At 43.8% G+C, this 26,563-nt stretch carries 19 protein-coding genes and 4 pseudogenes; 13 read left to right on the top strand and 10 right to left on the bottom strand.

Features of this window, described 5'->3' with window-relative positions:
• The 6 genes and pseudogenes from PGRAN_RS04090 to ppsA all read left to right on the top strand — a co-directional run bounded on the left by PGRAN_RS04090 (position 1) and on the right by ppsA (position 7,943).
• A complete protein-coding gene (locus tag PGRAN_RS04090; RefSeq protein ID WP_036065393.1) occupies positions 1-2,085 on the top strand; it encodes a BglG family transcription antiterminator in 2,085 nt (694 codons plus the stop codon).
• 2 nt (positions 2,086-2,087) lie between these two features.
• Positions 2,088-2,522, top strand: a complete 435-nt coding sequence (locus tag PGRAN_RS04085; RefSeq protein ID WP_036065392.1) for a PTS mannitol transporter subunit IIA — start codon at positions 2,088-2,090, stop codon at positions 2,520-2,522.
• A pseudogene (locus PGRAN_RS17700) lies at positions 2,519-3,663 on the top strand (mannitol-1-phosphate 5-dehydrogenase). Before PGRAN_RS04085 ends, PGRAN_RS17700 begins: the two are co-directional and overlap by 4 nt.
• Positions 3,664-3,712: 49 nt before the next feature.
• Positions 3,713-4,015 (top strand): nucleotide pyrophosphohydrolase, encoded by a 303-nt coding sequence (locus PGRAN_RS04075; protein WP_036065391.1) that lies wholly within the window; start codon positions 3,713-3,715, stop codon positions 4,013-4,015.
• 161 nt (positions 4,016-4,176) lie between these two features.
• Positions 4,177-5,190 carry a rod shape-determining protein MreB gene (gene mreB, locus PGRAN_RS04070; protein ID WP_036065388.1) on the top strand — a complete coding sequence of 338 codons (1,014 nt, stop codon included), beginning with the start codon at positions 4,177-4,179 and terminating at the stop codon, positions 5,188-5,190.
• A 145-nt stretch (positions 5,191-5,335) separates the two neighbouring features.
• Positions 5,336-7,943 (top strand): annotated as a pseudogene (gene ppsA / locus PGRAN_RS04065) (phosphoenolpyruvate synthase).
• A gap of 51 nt (positions 7,944-7,994) precedes the next feature.
• Here ppsA and PGRAN_RS04060 read toward each other — a convergent pair.
• On the bottom strand, positions 7,995-8,174 hold the full coding sequence (locus PGRAN_RS04060; protein WP_036065386.1) for a hypothetical protein: 180 nt from the start codon (positions 8,172-8,174) through the stop codon (positions 7,995-7,997).
• A gap of 252 nt (positions 8,175-8,426) precedes the next feature.
• On the opposite strand from PGRAN_RS04060, the gene PGRAN_RS04055 reads away from it, so the two are divergent.
• Positions 8,427-9,443: a PTS sugar transporter subunit IIC gene (locus PGRAN_RS04055; RefSeq protein WP_036065384.1), complete on the top strand. Its 1,017-nt coding sequence runs from the start codon at positions 8,427-8,429 to the stop codon at positions 9,441-9,443.
• A 607-nt stretch (positions 9,444-10,050) separates the two neighbouring features.
• On the opposite strand, the gene PGRAN_RS17485 is transcribed toward PGRAN_RS04055, so the two are convergent.
• The 6 genes and pseudogenes from PGRAN_RS17485 to PGRAN_RS04030 form a co-directional block, all read right to left on the bottom strand.
• Positions 10,051-10,182: a hypothetical protein gene (locus PGRAN_RS17485; protein WP_260451640.1), complete on the bottom strand. Its 132-nt coding sequence runs from the start codon at positions 10,180-10,182 to the stop codon at positions 10,051-10,053.
• Between the two features lie 148 nt (positions 10,183-10,330).
• Positions 10,331-10,805, bottom strand: a pseudogene (locus PGRAN_RS04050) (N-acetyltransferase family protein).
• A 16-nt stretch (positions 10,806-10,821) separates the two neighbouring features.
• Positions 10,822-12,057 carry an ABC transporter permease gene (locus PGRAN_RS04045; RefSeq protein ID WP_036065382.1) on the bottom strand — a complete coding sequence of 412 codons (1,236 nt, stop codon included), beginning with the start codon at positions 12,055-12,057 and terminating at the stop codon, positions 10,822-10,824.
• Positions 12,050-12,945, bottom strand: a pseudogene (locus PGRAN_RS04040) (ABC transporter ATP-binding protein). Before PGRAN_RS04040 ends, PGRAN_RS04045 begins: the two are co-directional and overlap by 8 nt.
• A 26-nt stretch (positions 12,946-12,971) precedes the next feature.
• Positions 12,972-13,346, bottom strand: coding sequence for a hypothetical protein (locus tag PGRAN_RS04035; protein ID WP_206537352.1), 375 nt, complete (start codon positions 13,344-13,346; stop codon positions 12,972-12,974).
• Positions 13,347-13,471: 125 nt separating this feature from the next.
• Entirely contained in the window at positions 13,472-14,422 is a 951-nt protein-coding gene (locus tag PGRAN_RS04030) for an AcpB/EbpR/MafR family transcriptional regulator (protein WP_036065378.1), read from the bottom strand.
• A gap of 144 nt (positions 14,423-14,566) precedes the next feature.
• Between PGRAN_RS04030 and PGRAN_RS04025 the strand changes: the two genes are divergently transcribed.
• The 4 genes from PGRAN_RS04025 to PGRAN_RS04010 all read left to right on the top strand — a co-directional run bounded on the left by PGRAN_RS04025 (position 14,567) and on the right by PGRAN_RS04010 (position 18,519).
• Positions 14,567-15,217, top strand: a complete 651-nt coding sequence (locus PGRAN_RS04025; protein ID WP_036065377.1) for a GntR family transcriptional regulator — start codon at positions 14,567-14,569, stop codon at positions 15,215-15,217.
• A gap of 359 nt (positions 15,218-15,576) precedes the next feature.
• Positions 15,577-16,320: a (Fe-S)-binding protein gene (locus tag PGRAN_RS04020; RefSeq protein WP_036065376.1), complete on the top strand. Its 744-nt coding sequence runs from the start codon at positions 15,577-15,579 to the stop codon at positions 16,318-16,320.
• A gap of 13 nt (positions 16,321-16,333) precedes the next feature.
• Positions 16,334-17,806: a LutB/LldF family L-lactate oxidation iron-sulfur protein gene (locus tag PGRAN_RS04015; RefSeq protein WP_036065375.1), complete on the top strand. Its 1,473-nt coding sequence runs from the start codon at positions 16,334-16,336 to the stop codon at positions 17,804-17,806.
• Complete coding sequence (locus PGRAN_RS04010; protein ID WP_036065374.1) at positions 17,803-18,519, top strand: LutC/YkgG family protein; 717 nt, start codon at positions 17,803-17,805, stop codon at positions 18,517-18,519. The genes PGRAN_RS04015 and PGRAN_RS04010 overlap by 4 nt, the downstream gene beginning before the upstream one ends.
• A 60-nt stretch (positions 18,520-18,579) precedes the next feature.
• On the opposite strand, the gene PGRAN_RS04005 is transcribed toward PGRAN_RS04010, so the two are convergent.
• Positions 18,580-19,242: a Crp/Fnr family transcriptional regulator gene (locus tag PGRAN_RS04005; RefSeq protein ID WP_036065371.1), complete on the bottom strand. Its 663-nt coding sequence runs from the start codon at positions 19,240-19,242 to the stop codon at positions 18,580-18,582.
• A 323-nt stretch (positions 19,243-19,565) separates the two neighbouring features.
• Here PGRAN_RS04005 and PGRAN_RS04000 point away from each other — a divergent pair, with 323 nt between their 5' ends.
• A complete protein-coding gene (locus PGRAN_RS04000; RefSeq protein WP_036065369.1) occupies positions 19,566-21,911 on the top strand; it encodes a cation-translocating P-type ATPase in 2,346 nt (781 codons plus the stop codon).
• Between the two features lie 51 nt (positions 21,912-21,962).
• Here the strand turns inward: PGRAN_RS04000 and PGRAN_RS03995 are convergent, their stop codons facing one another.
• Together PGRAN_RS03995 and PGRAN_RS03990 are read right to left on the bottom strand one after the other, a co-directional pair.
• Positions 21,963-23,318 (bottom strand): aspartate kinase, encoded by a 1,356-nt coding sequence (locus PGRAN_RS03995; RefSeq protein WP_036065368.1) that lies wholly within the window; start codon positions 23,316-23,318, stop codon positions 21,963-21,965.
• Positions 23,319-23,570: 252 nt separating this feature from the next.
• Positions 23,571-25,529 carry a fructose-bisphosphatase class III gene (locus tag PGRAN_RS03990; RefSeq protein WP_036065366.1) on the bottom strand — a complete coding sequence of 653 codons (1,959 nt, stop codon included), beginning with the start codon at positions 25,527-25,529 and terminating at the stop codon, positions 23,571-23,573.
• A 214-nt stretch (positions 25,530-25,743) separates the two neighbouring features.
• On the opposite strand from PGRAN_RS03990, the gene PGRAN_RS03985 reads away from it, so the two are divergent.
• On the top strand, positions 25,744-26,481 hold the full coding sequence (locus PGRAN_RS03985; protein WP_036065364.1) for a gamma-glutamyl-gamma-aminobutyrate hydrolase family protein: 738 nt from the start codon (positions 25,744-25,746) through the stop codon (positions 26,479-26,481).
• Positions 26,482-26,563 lie beyond the last annotated feature (82 nt).

Here is a 26,563-nt window from a genome sequence, read left to right as displayed (position 1 = left end):
ATGTATATTTCGGCAAGGACGAGACTTATTTTGGAGCAGCTTTTAATGAGCCATGAACCTGTAGCAACAGCGGATTTGGCGGAATATATGGATGTGAGTGAGCGAACTATTCGGCGTGATTTGAAGGAGGTCGAAGCGGTTCTTGGATCGTATCAATTGGCGCTAGAACGCAAGGATGCCAAGCTTTCTGTGTTTGGATCGGACGCTAGTCGCCAAGCTTTCAAATGGCAATTGCTCGATCTTTCTTACAATGAGTTCACACCGATGGAGCGGCAACAATTTATTTTAAAAACCTTGTTAAAGGAAAATGAACCGGTCAAACTAATCGCATTGGCGAATGACTTGAATGTGACAATATCAACGGTTAGCAGTGATTTGACGAAACTTGAAGATGAGTTGCTTGGGCGCGCGGAAATTGAGCGGAAACGTGGATATGGTGTGAAGTTGATGGCAGAAGAAGTGACAAAGCGGGCGCTTCTAAGTGATTTAATTTCTAAGACTGGCTCGAAAAATTCGCTATTTCAATTGTTTCAGCAGCAAAAGCAAGACGAGATGGAGATGTTGGCGGACGAACGCTTGCTTCACGTAATTGATAATGCGCTCATTCAAAAAGTCGAAGCGAATGCGCGATCTTGGCGCAAGGATTTGGCATATGAAATTACAGATGAGGCTTATTTGACGCTTGTCGTGCATATTTCGATTTCGGTAGAACGAATGATTAGCGGGAATTATTTGCAGGAGATGAAGCCGGAACAAGAATATTTTCGGAATTTTCCAGAATTTACAGTGGCGAAAGAATTGCTAGCGGCTTGTTTGGAGATGGAACCATTTGTGGTGCCGGATGGGGAAGCGTTGTATGTAACGATGCATATTCGTGGGGCGAAGGCGCAGGATGAGACGGGGATTTTTTCGGGGAATGAAAATGTGCAGGCAGTGACGATGGCCAAACGCTTGATTTCAAAAGTGGAGGCAGAGCTTGGCAGTTCTTTTCAGGAGGCGTCTTTGCTCAATGGTTTGACAGCGCATTTGCGACCGGCTTTGCGACGTCTAGATCAGAATATGCGGATTCACAACCCATTGATTAAGACGATTAAACAGGATTATCCGTCACTTTTCCAAATTGTGCGGGTGGCATTTCGGGAAATTTACCAGCAAACGGATGTGCCGGATGAGGAAATTGGTTATTTGGTGTTGCATTTCGGAGCGGCCTTGTTGCAGAAAAATGAGCGTCGTGTGTTTTCAGGCTTGGTCGTTTGTTCGAGTGGAATTGGGACGTCCAAAATGTTGGCGACAAGGTTGAAACAAGCGTTACCGCAATTGAAGGACTTGCATAATGTGTCGTTATTTGAGGTTTTGAATCATCGCAATACGCGGTATTTTGACGTGATTGTGTCGACGATTGATTTAGGGAAAGTGGATTTTGAGTATTTTCTTGTGAGTCCGATGCTCACGGATCGGGAGATTTCGCAAATTGAGGTTTTTTTGAAGCAGAAGGAAATATTTGTGCCACAAAAGGCGCCCGCGGAACAGGAAGAACAGATGACGTTGCTCGAGGCGGTGCACCGTTTGGAGGGGCAGCAGGAGTATGCGAATACGGTACTTGCGATTTTGAAGGGATTTCAGGTCGTGCCAATGGATGAGACGCAACATGATTTGGAAGACACGTTACGTGCGGTTTGTATGGCGATGTTTGAGCAGGAACGGGATATTCAGGTGGAAATACTGCTCCGGTCGTTGTTGGAACGGGAAAAATGGAGCGGTTTTGGCATTCCTGAGACGAGGCTGGCGTTGTTTCATGTCCGAAATGAGTTTGTGCACCAGCCCGTTTTTCAGATTTTTTCTTTGCAAGATGCGGTGGAAGTACCGGCAATGGGAGGCGGAAATGTAGCGGCGACCACACTACTTGTTTTGCTAGCACCGGAAAAATTGGCGTCGCAAGGACTCGAAGTGATGAGTTTTATTAGTGCGATGGCGATTGAAAATGAGGAAACGACGCAGTTACTAGAATCGGGAAATGGGAAAGAGATCACGGCTTTTGTGATCAGCAAATTGAATCAATTTTTATATGATACGAGGAGGAAATAAGAATGGTAGCACTTAATAGTCAAGATATTGCTTTGAAACAGGCGTTTAGTACGAAGGAGGAAGCGGTTACGGCAGCAGGGCAATTGCTCGTGGAACAAGGATATGTGGATGCGCCTTATATTGAGAAGATGAAGGAGCGTGACGCATTAACGTCAACATTTATTGGAAATATGGTTGCGATTCCGCATGGCACGGATGATTCGCGAGATATGATTAAAAACTCGGGCATTGTGATTTTGCAAGTACCACAGGGCGTATCGTTTGATGGTAATGAAGTGAAAGTGCTTATTGGGATTGCGGGCGCGGATGGGGAACATATGGATTTACTGAGCAGTATCGCGATTGTTTGTTCTGAGGAAGAGAATGTGAGTAAAATCGTTGCGGCAGAATCCAAACAAGAGATCATCGACTTCTTCGAGGGGAGCGAAAGCGCATGATGGCTGTACATTTTGGTGCTGGTAATATTGGGCGCGGGTTTATCGGGCAGTTGCTTCACGAAGCGAAGTATCATGTCACGTTTGTAGATGTAAATAAGAGCGTTGTGGATGCGCTGAACGAGAAAAAACAATACCAAGTGATTTTGGCGGATGATTCGCAGCACGTGGACTTGATTACGGATGTGAGCGCGATTAACAGCCAAGAAAATCCGGAGCAGGTGATCGCGGCTATTTTGGACACAGAATTGGTGACTACGGCAGTTGGACCAACGATTTTACCATTTATTGCAAAAACTTTGGTGGCTGGTATTAAAGCGCGAATCGCTATTCAAAAACCGCTAATCGTCATGGCGTGTGAAAATATGATTGGCGCATCGGCATCGCTTCAAGCGAGTGTTTACGCGGAGCTTTCGGAGACAGAAAAGCAGTATGCGGATGCGTTCGTATCGTTTCCGAATGCGGCTGTGGACAGGATTGTTCCGAATCAAACACAGGATGACCCGCTGAGCGTTCTTGTGGAGCCATTTTTTGAGTGGGTAGTGGAAGAAAGCGCAATTAAAGGCGCGGTACCAGCTATTCCTGGTATCACGTATGTCGCAGATTTGACGCCGTATATCGAGCGCAAGTTGTTCACGGTTAACACGGGACACGCGGTCACAGCTACATTGGCCATATGAAAAATATCGATTCAATCGAAGCCGCAATTCATAATGATAAAGTTTTATTCGCAGTGCGCAGTGCTTTAGAAGAAACAGGAGCTTTACTGGAGAAAAAATTTGATTTTGGACATACAGAACATCAAGCTTACATTGATAAAATTATCGAAAGATTCAAAAATCCGCACATCTCTGATTATGTGTCTCGAGTTGGACGTTCACCAATGCGTAAACTAGGACCAAATGATCGTTTTGTGCAGCCGGCACGTCAATTTGTAGAAGCTTTCAATGAAACACCAAAAGCATTAGCAGACGCGATTGCAGCGGCTTTACGTTTCAATGATCCAGACGATGCAGAAGCGGTGGAACTGCAAGCTCTTGTCGCGGCGGTGGGGCTAGAAAAAGCGATCGCGGACGTCACTGGAATTGAAAGTTATTCCAAGCTTTTCGAAAAAGTGAAGGAATCTTACTTAAAATTAGCATAACGCGAGTATCTTGTGCTACACTCATTGTAAAAAGAGATGGGGCGCAGTGATGGAGCAATTAAAACAAACCGTGCATCAATTTCTTCTGGATCGCGGTTGGGAAAATCAATATAACATGCAGAAAGATTTGGCGATATCTCTCACGTTAGAGGCCAGTGAGTTATTAGAATGTTTCCAGTGGAAGACAACGGAAGAAGCGATTCATGAAAATCGAGAAGCTATATTAGAAGAGTTAGCAGACGTCTTTATTTATGCGCTTCAAATGGCAGAGGCGATGGATGCGAATGTAAATTCTATCGTGGAAGCTAAGCTAGCTAAAAATGTGATAAAATACCCAACAAAAGGTTCCTAATGCGCGTCTAGGGCCTTTTTATTGTCCTAGTATACATTATTTTGCAAAAGTTCATGGTTTTGTCATGGATTATATTTTTTAGACCTGATATACTGGAAGAGGATAGCTATAAACGATGGGCGAATCTGATAATCAACTTTTAGGAAAGTGGGAAAAGGAATATGGGGAAAGTGACAATTGGTATTGATATTGGAACGGCTAATATTAGTATCTACTCAGACATGGAGAAAATGATTTTTCATGAGCCTACAGTTTTAGCATATGATACGAAGAAAAATAAGGTTTTAGAAATAGGGCATGAAGCGAAAGAGTTAGCGGAGAAGACGCCTGGCTCGATTGTCGTGATCAGTCCGCTTCAAGGCGGAATCATTGTTGATTTTGATATGACATTGCGATTAATGAAAAAAGTAGAAAGCCGTGTGAGCGCAGTGACTGGGAAGCGTTTTAAGCAAATGGACTTGATTGTGTCACTTTTGCCAGGTGCGACGAATATTGAGCGTCAAGCGATCGGTGATATCTTATTTTCGCTAGGTGTGAAGTCGCTTTATTTTATCGAGGGATCACTTGCGGCAACGATGGGTACGGGTCTGCCGTTTGAAAAGCCGATTGCTAATGTCATTGTTGATATCGGTGCAGGTAAAATCACAACATCACTTGTTTCATACGGAGGTATCGTAACGAGTGCAACGATTCGTAAATCTGGCAACGAGCTGGATCGTGAAATTGCGCAACTTGTTCGCAGTAAATATAATGTATTGATTGGTTTGGAGACAGCAGAGCAAGTGAAGTGGCAACTACATTGTGACATGTCACAGGTGAACCATACGATTGAGATTGAGGGGCGCGATCTAGTTACGGGTTTCCCGATTACGATCGAGGTAGAGTCCACCGAGTTTCAAAACGAGGTCAATGAATTTTTAAATCGGATTCTGGGTGTGGTACAGACGACGCTTGAGAATAGTCCGCCAGAACTAAGCGGTAATATTCGGGCCAGTGGTTTAATGCTAACAGGAGGCGGTTCTTTACTAGGCGGCTTATCCGAATGGCTCCACAGCAAAATTGCAGTGCCAATCCATCTGGCGCCAGCTCCGTTTGAATCTGTCGCGCTCGGAACAAGCATGGCGATGGAACACATGGATCGGCTAATTAATATCGATAAAGTAGTCGCGCGATAAGAAATAGAAGATAAACGAGTCTTGGATAAGTGGTCTGGGCTCGTTTTTGCGTTGTGCGCATGATCGGCGTAAATCCATTGATAAAAGAGCGGAATTGTGGTAGATTTATTGTCTTAGTGTGGAGCGATAAATGGGAGGGAAAGCAATGAAACCATATGCACTAGCGTTTTCAGAGATTGATACGACGAAACAAGAGCTGGTCGGCGGCAAAGGGATGAACTTAGGAGAATGCTCACGAATAGAAGGCATACGGGTACCAGCAGGTTTCTGCGTGACGACGGAAGCCTACCAACATGTTACTGGTGAAAACGAAGCATTCCATCGACTGGTGGACCAACTAAACCATCAAAAAGCAGGAGATAAAGAAAAAATTAATGCGCTTAGTAAGCAGATTCGTGAAGTAATTGAAGCTGCTCCTATTAAGGCGGATATTGCGGCAGAGATCAAGCGACACCTCCTTAACTCGAGCCCTGAACTTGCCTATGCGATTCGTTCTAGCGCTACCGCAGAAGATCTTCCTTCGGCCTCGTTTGCGGGACAGCATGACACCTATTTGAACATTAGAGGTAGTGATGCCATTTTCGCACATATTCGCAAATGTTGGGCATCATTATTCACTGATCGCGCCGTAATTTATCGCATCCAAAACAAGTTCGATCATAGCCAAGTCCAATTATCTGTCGTGATTCAGCAAATGATTTTTCCGCAAGCATCCGGCATTTTATTTACGGCAGATCCGATGACCGCTAATCGTAAAATACTATCCATTGACGCAAGTTTTGGCTTGGGAGAGGCACTTGTTTCGGGGATTGTATCGGCCGATTGCTATAAAGTACAGGGAGATACAATCGTTGATAAAAGAATCGCCACCAAGAAACTAGCTATTTATGGCCGAAAAGAAGGTGGAAACAAAAACGGAGCAGATCGCGTCTGATAAGCAAAATACTGAAACACTGACAGAAGCTCAAGTATTAGAATTAGCACGCATGGGAAGGCGAATTGAAGCTTATTTTGGCTGTCCACAAGATATCGAGTGGGCTATTGCAGATGGGACCTTTTATATTGTGCAAAGCCGACCGATTACGACGCTTTATCCGATCCCAGAAGAAGCCGATGATGGAGAAAATCGCGTGTATATATCGATGGGACACCAACAAATGATGACGGATCCGATTAAACCGCTGGGCTTATCGTTTTATTTAATGACGACGCCCGCTCCTATGCGCAAAGCGGGTGGTCGATTGTTTGTTGATGTGACACCGATACTTGCGGCACCAGCTAGCCGAGCAGGTTTCTTGAAAATGATAGGTGATGCTGAGCCGCTTATAAAAGATGCGCTTACGACGGTAATCGAGCGCGGGGACGTCATAACTTTACTCCCTGGCGATGTGCCAATAACGAGTGAGGCGAATGTGACAACTACCCATTTTGAAGCAAAAATTGAAAATGATCCGACGATTGTTGCGGATTTGATGCAGCGTAGCCAAGCGTCGATAGAAGTTTTAAAGCAGAATATTTCGGACAAATCGGGGCTCGAATTATTGGATTTTATTGTGGAAGATATGCAGGAATTAAAGCGGATTTTATTTGATCCGCAAAGCTCTGCGGCGATTCATACAGCTATGGATGCTACTTTATGGCTTAATGAAACAATGAACGCGTGGCTAGGTGAGAAAAATGTTGCCGATGCCATCTCCCAGTCGGCGCCAAACAATAATACGTCAGAAATGGGTCTTGCCCTCATGGACGTTGCCGATGTGATTCGTCCGTACCCCGAAGTGATCGATTATTTGCAACAAGCCCAAGCGGAGCATTTTTTAGAGGACTTGCCTACACTTGTTGGTGGACCGGAAGCATTGGATGCGATACAGGATTATCTTCAAAAATACGGCATGCGCTGTGCCGGAGAAATCGATATAACGCGAACACGCTGGATGGAAAAGCCCACGACGTTGATCCCGATGATCCTTAGCAACATTAAAAATTTCGAACCGAATGCGAGCAAGCAGAAATTTGAGCAAGGGCTACAAACAGCTGTGGCAAAAGAGCAAGCGTTAATGGCACGTTTAGAGGCCTTACCAGATGGCGATGCGAAGGCAAAAGCAACGAGAGAAGTAATCAGCCTCATCCGGAATTTTATTGGCTACCGAGAATATCCGAAATATGGTATGATTTATCGTTATTTTATCTATAAACAGGCGTTGCTGAAAGAAGCAGAGAAGCTGGTACAAGCAGGGATTATGCATGAAAAAGAGGATATGTATTACCTCTCGTTTGAAGAGCTTCGCGAAGTGGTGCGCACGCAAGCATTAGATCTGGCAATCACAGACGAACGACGAGAAGCGTATAAACTATATGAAAAATTAACACCGCCACGTGTGATTACATCAGACGGAGAAATCATGAATGGGGCGTACAAACGCGAAGACCTTCCAACAGAAGCGATTATCGGCTTGCCTGTTTCCTCGGGTGTGGTCGAAGGGCGAGCACGCGTCATTTTAAACATGGAAGAGGCTGATCTTGAGGCAGGTGATATATTGATCACCGCTTTTACAGATCCTAGCTGGACGCCGTTGTTTGTTTCGATCAAAGGCTTAGTTACCGAGGTCGGCGGATTGATGACGCATGGCGCAGTGATTGCTCGCGAATATGGTTTGCCTGCAGTCGTTGGAGTGGAGGACGCTACGACACGCATACAAGATGGACAACAAATCCGTATAAATGGCACGGATGGGTATGTAGAAATTTTATAGCATAAAGAAACCCAGCGATCTTCTGCAATTGTCAGATCGCTGGGTTTCGTTTTATCTATATGAATAGGGACGACTACGTTTTCTTTTAGAACGAAGCATGAATAAGATACCAAGGATAAATAGGACAATAGAGACTAAACAGACGATAAAACCTATAATCCCAACAATGCTAAATGATACGCCAATACCAATGATGCCTAAAATAAGTAAAATCAAACCAGCAAATTTCATTAAAAAACTCCTTTCTATTTTTGGATACATCTCTATTATACAGAACTAGGTAGAAAAAATTAAGTGACTTTTGGAGTGAAATAAAATATTTAATCGACTAAACAAGATATTAAACATATAGCTGTTATTTTGTGCGATAATAGGGTTTTTGAATGATTATTAGTTATATTGTTTAGTAAGTAAAACATCATTTGCCTTTCATGCTTATCCTCGCTAGAATGAAGAAGATTAAACGAGAAAAGGGGATAAGGCATGAAGGATTATATTGTGGACCGCTCTTATAAAGCGTCGATGGGGATTGCAAACGCGGTACTCGTAACACTTGGTATGGGGTTGTTATTACAAACGATTGGGCAGATGATAGGATTCGCGTGGTTAACTGAAATCGGTGCGGTCGGGAAATTATTACTTATTCCGGGACTTGGTGTCGGGATTGCAATCTGTCTAGGTGCGAATACACTTGTCGTCATTAGTGCCGCGGCTGCTTCGGTCATTGGTGGCGGTGCCATATTAGCACTTGAAAATGGCGGATTTTCGATTATCGGTGGAGAGCCGATTGGGGCAATTTTAGCGGTGATTGTGGCAGTATGGGTTGGCAAACGCGTTACTGGCAAAACGAATTTCGACATGATTTTGATTCCGGCCGCGGCGTTACTTTCGGGGGGAATTAGCGGACTTCTTTTTTCAAAAATTATGGCGCCTGTTTTGACCTCGGTGAGCGGTGAAATTACATCACTGGTGGCTGGATCACCGCTATTTTCTTCGATGGTGATAGCGCTCGTGTTTGCAATTTTGATATTGAGTCCAGCATCATCGGCGGCGCTAGCGATTGCTTTGCAACTAGATCCAACGGCGAGTGCGGCTGCGTTGATTGGATGTTCGGTGCAGTTTGTTTCATTTGCGGTGCTAGGGTTCCGTGATAACAATTGGGGAGCATTTTTTGCGCAACTGATTTGTACGCCAAAACTGCAAACGCCGAACATTATTAAACGGCCAGCGGTGATGATCGTTCCGCTTATTTCGGCAGTGATAGCAAGCCCGATTGGTGTTCTTGTTTTTCATTTACAAGCGTCGGCCGAGGTAGCGGGGCTTGGATTATGCGCCTTTGTTGCTCCATTATTTTTGATTGCGAATTATGGGTGGTTGTCATTTGGGGCCTTCTTAATTGTAGCGGTCGTGATTCCAGCGGTGATAGCGCTCATTGCCAGACCATTTTTATTGCGTTCATCATGGTTGCGAGCCGGAGATTTACGAGTAGAATTAGAATAACAAAAAAAGAGGATGAAGTAGGAATGGTTACAAGAACGTATCCATTTCTACTCATCCTCTTTCCTCGAGATGTGTCGGAATTTGTCTGAGTAACTGGTTAAACAAAAATCGAAATATGATCGGATATTTAAAAATAATAGGTAGATCAAAGACGGGTAAAACCCGACATCTACTAGACAACTTTGGACTAATAAATATCACTACCAAGAATATATTTTTAAAACCCTTCCTTTGAATACGAAACTTTTTCGCGAGCTATATCAAAAGTGAGGTAAAACAAATATTGATATAGTTGGAGCGACGTAACGAGATTCCATATTCCTTGCCATACGAGTGGGTAATCCTCTTGACGCGACCTTTACATTTACCGTGGTCTTCCTCAAGCTCTCGCAAGACTGACCAGCTACTGAACTTTCCTTCACCAGACGATATCCGACTATAGCAAAGTTAATGTATCTCATCCATACACCTATACGCGTACTCAGTGAGACAAAACATATAGATTACTCGCACGATATTTAAAAAATATCGCTTTCGTTAACGAGAATTGGGAGTCGAGATACAAATAACTTGTGCAAACTAGATTCGGTATAATCGTATTACTACTTTAAAAACATTCCCTAAATACTGACGGCTCCGACGCGACATTGGTTAACTTATCAAACTGATCTTTGGCTTCCTTGGCTAATTCGTCTTTTTCACCGGTAAGCTTGTTCTTCAGTCTTTGCAATTCTGTCACCCAATCACCCTCTTATCGCTTTGATACTATACATTAGCCGCTTTTGGCAAAGTTAAAACATAAAAAGTGAAAAATGATACATTGGTGATGTGCCAAAATAAGGATGCATGGAATTTTAATGCAATTAATAGTATCGAAAGTAGTCTTTTTATAGGAAAATCGCCATAAAAATGTCATCTACGTACTCGCCATTAATAATAAATTCATTGTGTAGCTGGCCTTCTTTTTTTAAAACCATGTTTCGTATAAAATTGGATTGCTTTTTCGTTTGTCGAGAGGACACGTAGCGATATCTTTTCCTTGTTCTCGGCTTTGGCGATTCGGAATAATTCTTCCATCAATGTGGAACCGACGCCGTGTTTTTGGAAATCGGGATGTACAGCGATGTCGAGATCTAAGACATGTTGGTTTGTTTTGAGCGGAATCGGCGAATGGTAGCCTAAAATACCAGCAATTTTTCCGTCGATTTCAGCAACTACTTTCGAGCCGGCCGGATTTTTTAGCAGATATTCCGCTTCATTTGCAAAATGGATCTCGCCGGGGGTGGTTCCGGAAGTCCAGACGAGATGTTCTAACTCCATCATATCCGTAGCGTCTTGTTGCGTTGATTTTCTGATTATCATTCGTAAAACCTCTTTTCTAGTCACGTTTAGCATATTTTAAGGATGTTTTCCATGTTTTGAACAAGCCGTCATTTGTGTAAAGGAGTACGTTGCCGCGGTATAGTCGAATCGCTAACCAAAAGGCTAGAGCGTTTGTCAGAACTAGAATACCGAGTGAGATGAAAATACCCGTCGCGTCCACGGCGAGCAGGTCCATTCGGGCAAGCATCATCATTGGCGAGAAAGTCGGAATATAAGAACCAATAATGACGAGCATATTACTAGGCGCGTTGGCAGCGGCAATCGAGCCCCAATATCCAATAATTGCAAGCATCGTCATCGGATACATAAACTGAGAAACGGTCTCGACATTAGGCGCCATCGAGCCAATTATCGCGGATAGCAGAATGTAGAGAAGCAAGCCAAGTACGACGAACAAGATATTTAAAATCAAGTAATATGTCGGGAACTGGGCTAACTGATCAAGTACACTTTGGATGACCTCCGTATTTTTGCCACCGATCATGACGACAGCAATACAGAGCCCGTAAAAAGCGATTTGAGTCAGTAGCATCAGCAAAATGGCGGTTAGTTTTGCCATTAAATGTGTCGTTGAGGAGACGCTAGATAAAATAATTTCCATGATTCGTGTGCCTTTTTCGTTGGCAATTTCGGCAGCTACAATGCTAGCATAGCTCATCACGAAGATGAAAATAACGAGTGTCAGCATGAGAATAGCGGCACTCATGGCTTCTTTTTGACTGTTGGTGAGTTGGTCGTTGGATAGAAGCTCGTTTTTAACTGGAACGGGAGTGGTCAGGCTCGCGAGTTGTTTTTCTGTGATGTTGTATTCTTTTATTTTTTGTTGCAAGGTTACAGTTGTGATGTCTTTTTGAAGTGCTGTCATCAAGGCGTTTCCGGCGGTCTCTTGTGATGTATAGACAGCATTGACTTCTTTTCCAAGAGGTGTGATCGTTACGAAACCTTCGATGTCACCATCTTTGAGCGCGTTTTTTGCTTGTTTTTCGGTTTCGATTTTCTTGTCTACTTTAAAGTTGGCCTTGTCGGCGGCGATGACTTTAGCGAATGCAGGGTTTTCAGCGATAACCGCAATTTTTGTTGGATCGTCGCCACCTCCGAAGTAGTCAATGATTTTAGGTAAGGCGAAGATGAGTGCGCCAATAATTAACGGGAGTAAAAGAGATACTAGAAATGATTTCGTTTTGACGCGGCGTTTGTAGACTTGTGACGTAATGACCCAGAATTTACTCATTCAACTCACCTGCTTTCCATTTGAAAATTTCTTCGAGGGTTGGTGGCTCTAAGCTAAACATCGGTATAAAGCCGTCTTTTGTGACAAAATCAAATACGCTGTTGGCATCGGATTCTTCGGCGAGATGCACGATGCGGATACCTTTGTGGTTTTCGATTTGGATAACACCAGGTAGAGCGGCGAGTGCTTCACTTGGGTGTGGCGCATCCAGCATGATTCGTTTGCGGCCAAAGCTGTTTTTGACATCCTCAGATTTGCCACGAAGTACTGTTTTTCCGCGTTTTAGCATCACGAGGGAATCGCAGAGCTCATCGACATTTTCCATCCGATGACTGGAGAAAATAATGGTTGCGCCGTCTGCTTTGAGATCAAAAACGAATTTTTTCAGAATTTCGGCATTGACGGGATCAAGGCCACTGAATGGTTCGTCTAGAATGACTAATTTGGGTTGGTGAATAATCGTGCTAATCAGTTGAATTTTTTGTTGGTTCCCTTTGGATAAGGTTTTCACAAGATCTGTTTTCTTACCGACGATTTCAGCGCGATCCATCCAAAGATCGATTTCTGGCTTTATTTTAGCTCGAGAACAACCTTTTAGCTCAGCAAAAAAGAGAATTTGGTCTTCAATCGTGACATTTGGATAGAGACCGCGTTCTTCTGGCAAGTAGCCGATGATATCGGTATTGATTTTTGTGATCGTTTGGTTGTCCCACAGAATTTCCCCGCTATTGGGACGCAGGAAATTGAGAATAAGGCGGAATGTCGTCGTTTTACCTGCACCATTTTGGCCAATTAAGCGAGAATTTCCCCTTCATTAATTTGGAAATGTAGATCATCGACGGCTATTTTGTCGCCGAATTGTTTGGATACGTTATTGACTTGTAGCATGTGTGTATCATCTCCTTTTTTAAATTTTAAAGTAATTCTTCTTCTTGATGTGTTCGTGATTCGATATAAGCGTCAAGCATTTGCCAATCGCGCAATGTTGGATTAGTATTCCAGACGATTTGCGGGATATCGCTATGTGGTAGTGGTAAGTCGGTAATAATAAAATCGGCTTGTGGGTGACCACTTTTTACGATGATGAGTTGTTGCGCCGAGTATCGAGAACGAATTGTTTTTTTCACGAGATCTTCCCAGAGAAAACCGTTTTGTGAGAAGATTTTTGCGGTTAAAATGTCGGGGCGTGCGGAGCGTTCGATCGCTGTTTGGATGCTGATGCCGATCCGATACATTAAAACATCGTGATTTTCGCGTAAGTAAGCATACATGGGTTCTTCGGAAAACATTTGAAATATCCTATCAATTTCTCGTTCTAAATCAGGGGATAAAACGTGCTCTTCCTTGATTAAAAATCGTTCTTGCGCTAAAAACAATGGACTTTCTACCGCGTGAAATACCGAAAACGTGTCGATTAAACTGACAAGTAAATCGGTTTCATCCCAACCGACTTCTTTTGGTAGGGCATGGAAAATAGTGTCGACGAGTCGGAACGTGACAGGGGTTGCTTTTTGACAGATTTCAATTCGTTTTTGTTTGGATGTTTCTGAGGTATAGGACTTGGAACAAAAGAACATACAGGACAGCATGAAAATAGATTCTGCTTCGGAAATATCGATTTGTAACTCATCGCCAAGGTCTTGGAAACAGGTGCTAAATCATTGTTTTCATTGAAGATAAGCCATGTTTTTGTTGTGCGAGTGTCGCGAATATCGATAGGATAGCCGCGTTTGATTCGCGTTAGAGAAAGCCCAATCCAAGCCGCGTATTGAATTTTTGCTGCAGGTGAAAAGTATAGGTCTAATTTTCGCATAATATTCTCAATAAAGCGATCGATAATTTCCCACGTGATGTCGATAAAGAAAATATCATGCGCCGGATAGGCATTGAAAAATAGATCGTAGAAGAGGAAGCGAATTTGTGATTCTTTACCAATCAAATCAAGTGGTTTATTTTCTAGTTGTAGGTGAATCGATTTTAAGTAGCGATGAACGGGTGTGAGCTTACGATAAATGGTCGCTTGACTGACGAAGTTCTCCTGGCACCACGCGGCGAGAGAAAGTTTCTTTTCATCATAGATATCATAACAAAGTCGGAACAAATACGTTTCTGAAAAGAAGGCCGAAAATAGGTGAATGAAGTTTTCATCGAATGGCTTCTCAAGGCTAATTCCTTCGATAGTATTGATGAGAGACCAGTTGGGTGGTAGCGAATGCTCCAGATTTTTTAGATCGCGAGCCAATGTTTTTTTCGAACAGTTGACAAGTTTGCAGATTTCTTGGCGATCCCAAATTTTATGATCGGATAGGAGGAGTTTTATGACCAGCAATTGCCGTTCTTTATCTTTTTCTAGAATCCCATTCATGGCGAATCATCCTTTCTTGATTGATGAAACTTCTTATTTTTTCCGCTGCTGAAAGTCAACTTTGAGGCATCTTGCTCTTTTTTAGTTTCGCTTTATCGTTTACAATGAGGAGGGATCATAATAAAGTGAAGAAGCGGGTAATTGATGATGATACTAAACAATGAACGAGTAGCAGATGAAATCTATGCGTCTATAAAAAAGGACATTCTTTGCAAAAAATACAAAATTGGTGACACGATTGAGGTGCAACATCTTGCAGCTCTGTTTGGTGTGTCGAGTAATATTGCAGAACAAGCATTGCGGTTGTTGAGCCAAAGAGGTTTGTTAACGCAATTGCCTGATGATATGTATTGTGTAAAAGAAACGCATAGTCAAGAATTTTTTTATTCAGGTCGCTTCCAAATCATGTTTTTGAATATGGAATACATTATCCAGCGCATAAAAGAGATGAATGTGCCGATTGTGAAACAGCCGCTTTATACACATCTGGAAGAGATGAGAGTAAGTCTTGAGAATGCTAGCTATACAAATTATATAGATGCGTGCGAACGGTTTTACCTAAAACTTTGTCAACAGGCGAATATGATGAGTTTAGGCAGTAGTCTTCGGAAGATTAATATGCAATTGACAGAGTTTGATGATATCTTTGGTAGACAGTTTATACTTACTTCGGCGATGTGCACAGTGGAGGCGATGGGACTGCTACTGGATGCATTGGAAAAGCGAGAGTATGAGCGTGCGACGGAAGTTGTGCAACAACTGTATAAATATTATATCTCATTATTAACGGATTAGCTCGTGCTTCTCTTTATAGTAGCGCTTTCTGCGGGATAATGCTATTAAAAAATCGCGATTTGCAGGAAATTTTTTATGTATAAACGGAATAGTATACTTTTAGGTGAAAACAGCTTTCTAGCGTGGCGAATTTGTTGCGATAGAAAGTTGTTTTTATTGAAAAACCACTTAAAACCTCGATATAAAGTGGTTTTCATATTAACAAACAACATGTTCCCAATTAGCTTTGGAACGCCATTTGTCTTGGTTTTGTTGGATAAAGCTTGATTTACCAATGGTTTTGATTCGGATTCTAATGGGAAATATGCTAAAATTTATGTATGGAAGGAATATGCAAAATATAATGGAGGCGTATAGTTATGAAGGTCAGTATTTTTTCGACGTGTCTTGTGGACATGATGTTCCCTAATGTCGGGATGGCGATGGTGGAATGTTTGGAAAGGCTGGGGTGCACGACGGATTTCCCAGAGTCGCAAGTGTGTTGTGGGCAACCTACTTATAATAGCGGTTACATGGAGAAGACGCGAGCAACTTTGATCAATCAATTAGAAGCTTTTAAGGATTCGGAATATGTCGTTGGACCCTCGGGATCTTGCGTGGGAATGATGCGCGAGTACGAGGAGATTTTTAAAGCGGATCCGGAATATGCGGAAGCGGCGCGGGAACTTAGTGCTAAAACCTATGAGTTTTCGCAGTTTTTATATCATGTGTTGGGTGTGACGGATGTTGGCGCGACGCTTGAGGGGAAGGCTACATATCATCGCTCGTGCCATATGACGCGGATTTTGGGCGAGAAGGAAGCGCCGTATGCGTTGCTTGCGGAGGTGCAGGGATTGGAATTAGTGCCGTTGCCGCATGTGGAAAATTGTTGCGGGTTCGGTGGGACTTTTTCGGTGAAGATGCCGGCGATTTCGGAGCAGATGGTCGAGGAGAAGATGGCGGATGTTGTGGCGACGGATGCGGAGATTCTGATCAGCGCGGATATGGGCTGTTTGATGAATATCGGTGGGAAATTTAATCGTGAGGGTAAGGAAATCAAGATTATGCATATCGCGGAAGTGTTGAATAGTAATGTCACAAAGCCTGTTCGGGCAACGGTTTAAGGGGGATTCTAAAATGGGACTATCGACGAGTACGAAGGATTTTGATACGCGGGTGAAGGAGAGTCTGGACGATACGTTTATGCAAAAAGCGGTCGCAAAAGCGCAGGATGATCAGTGGGTGAAACGGGAAACGTCGCGGGAGAACTTGGGCAATTGGGAAGAGTGGCGTGATCTTGGAGAACAGATTCGGCAGCATACGCTTGAGAACTTGGATTTTTATTTGGAGCAGTTTAGCGATAATGTGACGAAGAATGGTGGTAAGGTGTTTTTCGCGTCGACGGAGCAGGAGGCCACGGATTATGTGAAAGACGTGATTCGGCAGAAAAATGCGAAGAAAATCGTGAAGTCGAAATCGATGGTGACAACGGAGATTGATTTGGATCGGTTGTTGCTTGAGATGGACGGAGTTTCGGTGATGGAGACGGACCTCGCGGAGTTTATTTTGCAGATGGATGATTGGGATGAGCCATCGCATATTGTTTTTCCTGATATACATAAGAACCGGGAGCAGATTCGGCTGGTTTTTAAGGAGAAGCTAGGATATGACGGGGACAATGAACCAGAGCATATGGCGCGATTTGCCCGAGAGGTGCTGCGGGAATTTTTCTTGGATGCGGACGTCGGCATTACGGGCTGTAATTTTGCGATTGCGAGCAGTGGCATGGTAAATTTGGTGACGAATGAGGGGAACGCGGATTTGTGTGAGAGTATTCCGGATACGCAGATTGTGTTGATGGGAATGGAGCGGATTGTGCCGAACATGGCGGATGCGGAAGTGATGGATAACTTGTTGTCGCGCAGTGCGGTCGGTCAGAGTTTGACGAGTTACATTACTTTTTCGGGGCCAAAATTGACGGAGGAATCGGATGGGCCGGATGATTTTCATGTGGTGATCCTGGATAATAAACGTTCAGAGGCGCTGGGTACGGAGTTTCAGTCGGTATTGCAATGTATTCGCTGTGGGTCGTGTTTGAATGTGTGCCCGGTGTACCGGACAATTGGTGGACATGGTTACGGCTCGATTTATCCGGGTCCGATTGGCGGGGTGTTATCACCGGTACTTGGCGGTTACGAACAGTTTGGCGAGTTGCCTTACGCGTCGAGTTTGTGCGGTGCTTGTACGGATACGTGCCCGGTCAAAATTCCACTTCATGGCTTGCTGATTGAGCATCGACGGGTGATGACGGACGAGTTGAAAATGGGACATGGTTTCGTGGATCAGCAAATGCGCTTTATCGCCAAAGCTACCTCGTCGCCGTTCTTGTTTAAGCAGGCGCTGAAATTTGGGCATGTTGGGCTCGGTGTGCTTGGCGCCAAACCGTCTTCTACGACGGAAAACTTGTATCAATACGGCGGCTATATTTCTGGCGGATTTGGCTTGATCAAAGGTTGGACGAGCGTTCGTGATTTGCCGCGGCCTCCGAAAGAGCGCGATAATTTCCGAACATGGTATAAGAATCGGGAGCAAGGAGGTGTCGCGAAATGACAGCGACGGATAACCGGGAAGCATTTTTGAATGGGATTGCGGAGAAACTAGGCCGAGAGCGGCGTCGGACAGGTGTTGAACGGCCAGAGCGCGTGCATACGATTGCGGATACGACGCTTGCTGGGAAATCGCAGGACGAGTTGTTGGCGATTGCGAAAGAAGCCTGTTCGCGGATTCATACCGATGTGGTAGAAACGGCTGTCGCGAATCTTGCAGCACACATCGAAAAAATCGCTACCAATTATGGTAACGAGTCGGTGCTTATTGCGGATGATCCACGGTTCGCGGAATTCGGATTACAGAATTTAGCGGATAATGCTTGGGATAATTGCGCGGTTTCCATTTGGAAAGAAGGACGAGAGAACCGCGTGGCGAACATTGCCACTGCAGCCGATGCGAACATTGCGATTTCCTTCGCGGACTTTCTCCTAGCTGAAAGCGGCTCGGTTGTCGTAGAATCTAGTCCTAAACAAGGACGGACGCTCCATTTTCTACCGGTTCACTACATCGCCATCGTGCCCAAAAGCAAGATTGTCCCGCGCTCCACGCAAGCCGCAGATTATTATGATGCGCGCCTTGCAAACGGTCAGGAAATCGGCTCCTCCATCAACTTCATCTCAGGTCCGTCGAATTCAGGCGATATTGAGATGCAACTTGTGGTGGGTGTCCATGGTCCAATTAGCGTCACCTATGTAGTAGTAACAGATAAATAGGTCGAATAAAAAGTCATGTTTAGTAAATCGCTAAGCATGATTTTTTATTCGACCTATTTTTTAGGCCTCGTTCTCTTCACTGATAAGAAGTACGCGCTTATTAAAGATGACACGGTCTTCTTCCATCAATTGTTGCAAATGCGTTGTCAGTGTACTAAGACTAATCCCAGCATAGTTCGCAATCATTTTTCTTGAAAAATATCTCGGTAATTCAATCATACCTTGATCATCCGCTTTCGGATTATAACGCGTTGCTAGTGTGTGAATGAACGCTGCAATCCTATTTTTCATGTCTAATGTTGCTTGGATTTGCTTCTTCTCTAAACGGCGCTGAATTGTTTGTAGCATGTGGTAATGCTGTAATTGAATCTCTGAGCTCTCTGCAATTTTGTTAAATACATCACTTTGTGCAAATCTCCAAACCGTCACTTCGTCTGTCAAAGCTTTTCCGAATAGTTGGCTAGAGTAGACGTTGTAATCTAGTAAATCACCTTCACCAGCAAAGTCAATCGCTACATTTGTGCTAGAAAAAATACCAGCAACACCAGAGACAATGACAAAGATATAAGGCGTGTTATTCGTTGACGTCAATTCAATTTTGTCATTCTTCTTTAATGTCATTCTGTCACGTGTTATATCAGACTCAAGTAATGACGTAAGGAATTTTCCGGCTTGTATCTTAGTATCCAATGCTTCGTTTTGTGCTAATGTATTTGTATTCATATAATCTCCTCCTACTATTTGTACGGCGCTTCGTCAGCTGCCTCTATAACCATTAAACCATGAATAGAACTTTTAGCAAATTCATTATTGTCATAGAAATGGACAGAAATGAAAAAAAATCGTTTTTTTGGAATCTAATGACCTGAAAAGGGGTAGTGTATAGATATAGTATAAAAAGCTATACCTTCATAAAAAAATTTAAAAATCTCATCCTATTTTTATCTTTCTTTGATACAATGCGAGCATGATGAAATACACGGGAAAAATACTTTACTTACTGTCTATAAGATAGTGCTATTCTAATGAGAAAAGGATCTGTTGAGATGAAAAATAAATTACAAACCCCAGCAGGCTTATCTTCAATTGAAGTAGCCGAGCGAATAAAACATGGCCAAGTTAATCATGCACTCAAACCACTAACGCGCAGTGTGCTAGGTATTATACGGGATAATACGTTTACGCTTTTCAATATGATAAATGTGGTGATCGCGAGTTTTATTATTCTTGTGGGAAGCTATCAAAACCTGCTATTCCTTGGTGTGGCGCTCTGCAATACGACGATGGGGATTTTTCAGGAAATAAGGGCGAAGCGGAATATCGATAAGCTAACGATTCTGACGCAGGCCAAAGTGAAAGTCATGCGGGATGGCGTGCTTGGCGAGTTGGAGCAGCATGAGCTCGTGCTTGGTGACATGATGGTTCTAAACCGCGAGGATCAAGTTTGCGCGGATGGCATGATTTTTCAGACGGATGGTTTGGAGGTCGATGAGTCACAGTTGACCGGTGAGGCGGAGCCTGTCGTGAAGCGGGCAGAGGATTATGTCATGTCTGGTAGCTACATTGTCAGTGGCCAGGCGTACGTGAAGGTTTCTGCTGTCGGAGAGCATAGTTTTGTATCGAAAATTTCGATGGAAGTCAAGCAGGAGAAGCGGCCAGATAGCGAGTTAATCCGCTCGATTAAGAAAATTATCAAAGTATTGACGTTTATCATTATTCCGATTGGTTTGGCGCTATTTTTCTCAAAGTATTTTCAAGGATTGGCGCTGAAAGAATCGGTGCTCGGAACGGCGGCTGCGATGATTGGGATGATTCCAGAAGGCCTCGTGCTTTTGACCAGTATCGCGCTTGCGGTCGGGGTTATTAACCTAGCCAAGCAGAAAGTTCTCGTAAAATCGATGCCGTGCATTGAGACATTGGCGCGTGTAGACGTGCTCTGTTTGGATAAAACGGGGACGATTACAGATGGAAAATTGGATGTCACGGATATCGTGTTGAAGCATCCGCGCGTGACTTCTTCGCAGATTACAGCCAGTGTCGGCGCCATTGTGGGGTCGCTTTCGGATAACAACGCGACGAGTGTCGCGCTTGGGAAACATTTCACGGAGAATCCAGAATGGAAAATTGAGAAGCGTATTCCCTTCTCCTCCGCGCGTAAATGGAGCGGTTGTAGTTTTGTGGAAAAAGGCACGTTTTTGATCGGTGCGCCAGAGTTTATTTTCAGAGATTTATCTCCGGAAAATCGGCAGGAATTAGATGATTATGCGAATCAAGGTTTCCGGGTTTTAGCGGTGGCTCATTCACGTGACATGCTTGTTGAAAGTGTTTTGCCAGAACAATGTGAGCTCTTAGCCTTCATCTTGATTGCGGACAATATTCGTGCGGAAGCGCCAGATACGTTCGCTTTTTTTGCCGAAGAGGGCGTTTCGATTAAGGTTATTTCGGGAGACAATCCGGTGACGGTCTCAAATGTTGCGGTTCGGGCGGGGATTGCGAATGGTGATAAATATATTGATATGAGCGAAGTTGCAGAGGATGCTGATTTGTTGCCGATTATCGAAGCTTATACCGTTTTTGGCCGCGTAACCCCGCATCAAAAGAAAGACTTGATTCGGACGTATAAATCGCAAAGCCACACCGTTGCGATGACTGGTGATGGCGTCAATGATGTGCTTGCGTTAAAAGAAGCCGATTGTAGCATTGCGATGGCAGAAGGTAGTGATGCCGCACGTAGCGTTTCTGATTTTGTCCTGCTATCGAATAATTTTGATTCGATGATTGGTGTGATGCGGGAAGGTCGGCGTGTTGTCAACAATATTGAGCGTGTGGCATCACTGTACCTCATCAAAACGATGTATTCGACGGTACTCGCGCTCGCCTTCATTTTCCTAGCAGGGGCGTATCCGTTCCAACCGATTCAACTCAGCCCAATCTCGGCGCTAACCGTTGGAATCCCGTCGTTCTTCTTAGCACTAAAACCGAACTACGACCGCATCAAGGGACAGTTCCTACACAAAGTATTGCAAACTTCCGTGCCAGCTGCGACCTGCGTTATCACCTATATCATGCTTATTCTAGGTTTTGGAAACATGCTAGGATTAAGCTTCGCACAAACATCGACCATGAACGTCATGCTAACAGGGGCTACATGTTTCGTCGCTTTGATTAGTGTTGGACATCCATTCGGACGCAAAACGAAAGTACTCGTGGTAACGATGATGGCTGCGTTTGTTTGCCTATTCTTATTCGGTGGTAAGCTATTCTCACTCGTATCGATTTTCGATTGGCACATGATGCTGATTTACGTACCGCTACTCGTGTCATGTGGACCGTTATACTGGTTCATCCGTCACATGATTATGCGATTCAGCTGGGCTGGAGCTAGGGATTAGCATTACACGAAAAAATGGATCGACTCATCAATTTTCGAGTCGATCCATTCTTTATTCTGCGTCAAAAAACTCGTTATACAACGCGCGTACCGCTTTTTTCTCCTCCTCTTCCTTCACGCCAAACATAATGCTGACCTCAGAAGACCCTTGATTGATCATCTCAATGTTGACATGCGCTTCCGATAAAGCTTTTGAAGCGCGCGCGGTGGTTCCGACATTGTGCTTCATTGCCTCACCAACGACCATGACAAGCGCGATGCCATGCTCTATAATGACTTCATCAGATGACAACTCATTTTTCAAGCGATCTAGCACGGTTGTTTCTGTTTGTCGATCCATCTGATTCTCCCGCAAAATAATCGTCAAATCATCGATCCCAGAAGGCATATGCTCATACGTCAAGCCAACATCTTCTAAAATTTCTAACACTTTGCGACCAAATCCGATTTCGCGGTTCATCAAGTATTTCGTAATATAAATACTGCAAAAACCGCCATCACTCGCGATTCCCACAACTGGACCATTCGTATTTTCCCGGTGGTGAATCACGCGTGTACCAGGCAATTGTGGTCGGTTCGTATTTTTAATTTGAACAGGGATTCCTGCTTGAAAGGCGGGAACAAGCGCTTCATCATGGAACACAGAAAAACCAGCATAAGATAACTCACGCATTTCCCGATATGTCAGCTCGACAATCGCGCGGGGTTTATGTACGATAGAAGGATTCACCGCATACACCGCATCGACATCCGTAAAGTTCTCATAGACCTCCGCTTTCACGCCATTCGCCACAATCGCCCCCGTAATATCCGAGCCACTGCGCGAAAACGTACTGATTTCGCCGTCCTTCGTATAACCAAAGAACCCAGGGAAAACAACAATCCCGTCACGTTCCAGTAATTTATACAAATTATCATAACTTTCCGGCAAAACTTGCGCATTTCCAGGCTCATCTGTCACAAATAACCCCGCATCTTTCGGATTCACGTAGTGCGCTTCTGTTCCTTGACTTCGGAAAAATGCCGCGATCAATTTCGCATTATTATCCTCACCACTCGCCTTAATCCGGTCCATGAAGCGGTCGGGATTCGTCTTATCAGAAGCCAAAAGCTCCTCAAAATCTCGGGTGATTCGGGCCATAACTTCCGCACCAAGACCAAGTTCATCCGCAATCGACGCATAGCGAGCCAGTACTTCCTGCTCCAAATCCACCGCCGTTTCCCCTAACAGATGTTTTGCGCCACAATCAATTAATAAATCCGTCACCTTCACATCATCTGCAAAACGCTTACCAGGAGCTGATACAACAACGAATTTTCGCTTCGAATCCTCTACCACGATTTTGTATACTTTTTGTAGTTGCGTAGCCGAAGCCAGCGAACTTCCGCCGAATTTAATAACTTTCATCTTTCACACTCCTGATCCATTCAATTAACCATGCAAAATTTAAATTCAATTTTCTGAATCTAGTATGCATAAGCTCGTACTCTATTTATCCATTATGAACGTTTTCGGTAGAAAAAACAATATGTTTTTTGAATATTGAATCGGGCAGGTGAAAAAGCGATGCTGTGCACTCCGTTTCGAAGCGTCATACAGCATCACTTTACCCTGTTAAAAGGTAATGCGATTCTTACTTTAGGCGCATGTACAGTTTTTTTAATGTCGTTCTTTGATTAAGCCTTGTCGGTATGCACGGAGTAAACATTTGAGTTCGTCGATTTGCTGCAATAATTCTTGACCGATATCGGTATCGCGAACCAACTTCCGTTCGGTTTCTGTCTCAATCACTTGGCGCGTCGAGAGAATGTCGGTTTCTTTTTGAATGGCGTCTTCTGTGGAGGTGAATGGCTGATGGGAGACCAGTTGCAAGCCAAAGGAGTTGTACAGTAGCGTATATCCCGCAAGACCTGTTGTTTTTTGATAAGCAGGGGAGAAGCCGCCATCGATGACTAGCATCTTGCCACCAGCTTTAATCGGACTTTCGCCTCTCCCTTCTTTTACAGGTGTGTGCCCATTAATAATATGACCATTCGCATCCAAATCAAATTCTGTTAAGATCTGATGGCAGGTGGCTTCTTCGTTTCGCAGTTTATAATAGGCATTCTTCTTCTCGACATGGGTTTCTTTATCCGCGACAAAATACCGTTCAAAAGTTGTCATTTCACTTTTTCCAAATAGGGAAGATGCGGCGCCCGTCCATAAATACCAGACGATATCAAGCGCATATTTTTTCTCAGGGGTGCCACTTGTCCGAAAATAACCTTCCCGTGCGATTTGCTCAAACTGATTCAAAAGGGCGCGTCCAGAAAAACGTTGACCTTTTAGCGTCATCTCCATGAAACTGCCATCTTCGTTTAGCGGAATGCAACCATGATACAGCAAGTTGTTATTATAAGTCAGCACCATGCTACCCTTGGCGTAAAGAAAGGAGACGTGGCGTTGCAATTTTTCACAGTTTTTAAAAGAAGCGGTGAGTTTATCGATCAGCTCATGCTCGCTATCCGTTAATGCATAAGGATCGTCGGGGTCAATCGTCGGGAAATGCGAATCTGTTAACGGATAAGTTTTCCCTCTTATTGTCACCGTCCCAGTCGCGTAATCGACCATATCAAGTAGTAAACGATGCTCCATCTTAAACTCAGGATGACGTGCAATAATCTCGCCCTCCAGTTTAAACTGAATAACCGCAATCGCCTTATGCATCCGTGCAATCTGATTGATTTCCGTCGTGCTCTGCTCCGTTATCGCCGTCTGCTGCGGTAAAAAGGGAGTACAAGGATCATCCCTATAATTTTCCTCTGCAAAAAGTGCCAATGGCCGAATCGAGATGCCATAACTATCCTCAATAATATCCAAATTTAGATAACGACTCGAAATGCGTAATACATTCGCCAGACAAACACGCGATCCACTCGCAGCGCCCATCCAGAGCATATCGTGATTGCCCCACTGAAAATCAAGTGAATGATATGCCATCAACGAATCCATAATCTTATCAGGGTAAGGTCCACGATCATAAACATCGCCAACGATATGTAAATGATCGACAACAAGACGCTGAATGAGGCGTGCAAGGGCGCCGATAAATTCCCCAGCTCGATCAAGCGAAATAATACTCGCAATAATTTCTTGATAATAAAGCGACTTATCCATCACCAAATGGTTTTCATGCAACAATTCTTGCAAAATATATTCAAAATCTGCCGGCATTGCCTTGCGGACTTTCGAACGTGTATACTTAGACGAAACATGCACAGAAAGCTCAATCAATTGAAAAAGTGTATTCTTATACCAAAAATCTAAATGCTCCGTTGTCTCTAGAATCAAATCTAGCTTTTGCTCGGGATAATAAATCAATGTCGCCAGGCCATTCATTTCCTCATCGGTCAGACGATCGCCGAAAACATCATGGATTTTACGTTTGACGACACCTGAACCGTTACGAATCACTTGTTCAAACGCTTCATATTCCCCGTGCAGGTCACTCAAAAAATGTTCGGTCCCTTTTGGGAGGTTGAGAATGGCTTCTAAATTAATAATTTCAGTGGCTGTACTTGCAATGGTCGGATAATTACGAGATAACAAACTTAAATATTTGAATTGGTCTGTTTGCATAAATATAAATCCTCCTTTTAATAAAGCCATTATTTAATAATTGGTATAGTTCATTATAAATAACTGTACAAATATTCGCAAGGCAGATGATTCGAATTTTGAAAAACGGTTATGTAGTATAATAGAGAAGTGCTCAGAATAAATTTTAATCGAAGAAGCTTACAGATATTTTTAAGTAGGTTGTGTGGCAGACTAGTGGAGGAGATGGTTAGCGATGACAGTTATCATTGGAATTTCAGGAACGCTCCGCAGTATGGAGTTTCCACAAAATATTTTTGAGCCGCGCGCGACAGTAAATGATACTTACGTGAAGGCGATCGCAAAAGCAGGGGGCGCGCCGATTATTTTACCGGTGACGCAAGGTAGTTATGCCAAGGAGATCGTGGCGCGTATTGACGGTTTAGTTCTTACAGGAGGCGATGATATTTCGCCATTTTTATATGGAGAAGAACCGCTCGCAGAACTCAGCGCAACGCTACCAGAACGCGATATTTATGAAATCGAATTATTGAAAGAGACGCTGGCACAAAATAAACCAGTACTCGCGATTTGTCGTGGTGTGCAGTTGATGAATGTGGCTTTTGGTGGAACACTGTATCAAGATATCAGCTATGCACAGGGTATTGAACGCCAGCATTTGCAACGCACGGATCCGGTTTTCCCGATTCACTCGATTACGACGAAAGCAGCATCGGAACTTCGTGCTATTTTTGGTGAGAAGGCCATGGTTAACTCGCTACACCATCAAGTAATTCGAGATATAGCCGATGAATTTCATGCAACGGCTTGGGCGTCAGACGGCGTGATCGAAGGCCTTGAGCGAGAAGGTAATCTCTTTGTTGTCGGCGTGCAGTGGCACCCGGAAATCATGGTGAAACAGGACGACGAAATGTGCCCTTTATTCGAAACCTTCGTTCAAAAAGTAGAAGAAAACAACGACGCACCATCTTAACCAAAAAGCTGTGCCCGTATCGTGTTTTGCAAGCGATGGGGGTACAGCTTTTTAGTGAGGACCATCAGAAATGAATTGTAGG

Origin of the sequence: Listeria grandensis FSL F6-0971 (assembly GCF_000525835.1) — a bacterium.
Classification (GTDB): domain Bacteria; phylum Bacillota; class Bacilli; order Lactobacillales; family Listeriaceae; genus Listeria_A; species Listeria_A grandensis.
The sequence above is the reverse complement of the archived record's forward strand: the minus strand, read 5'-3'. Positions and strand labels throughout refer to the sequence as shown.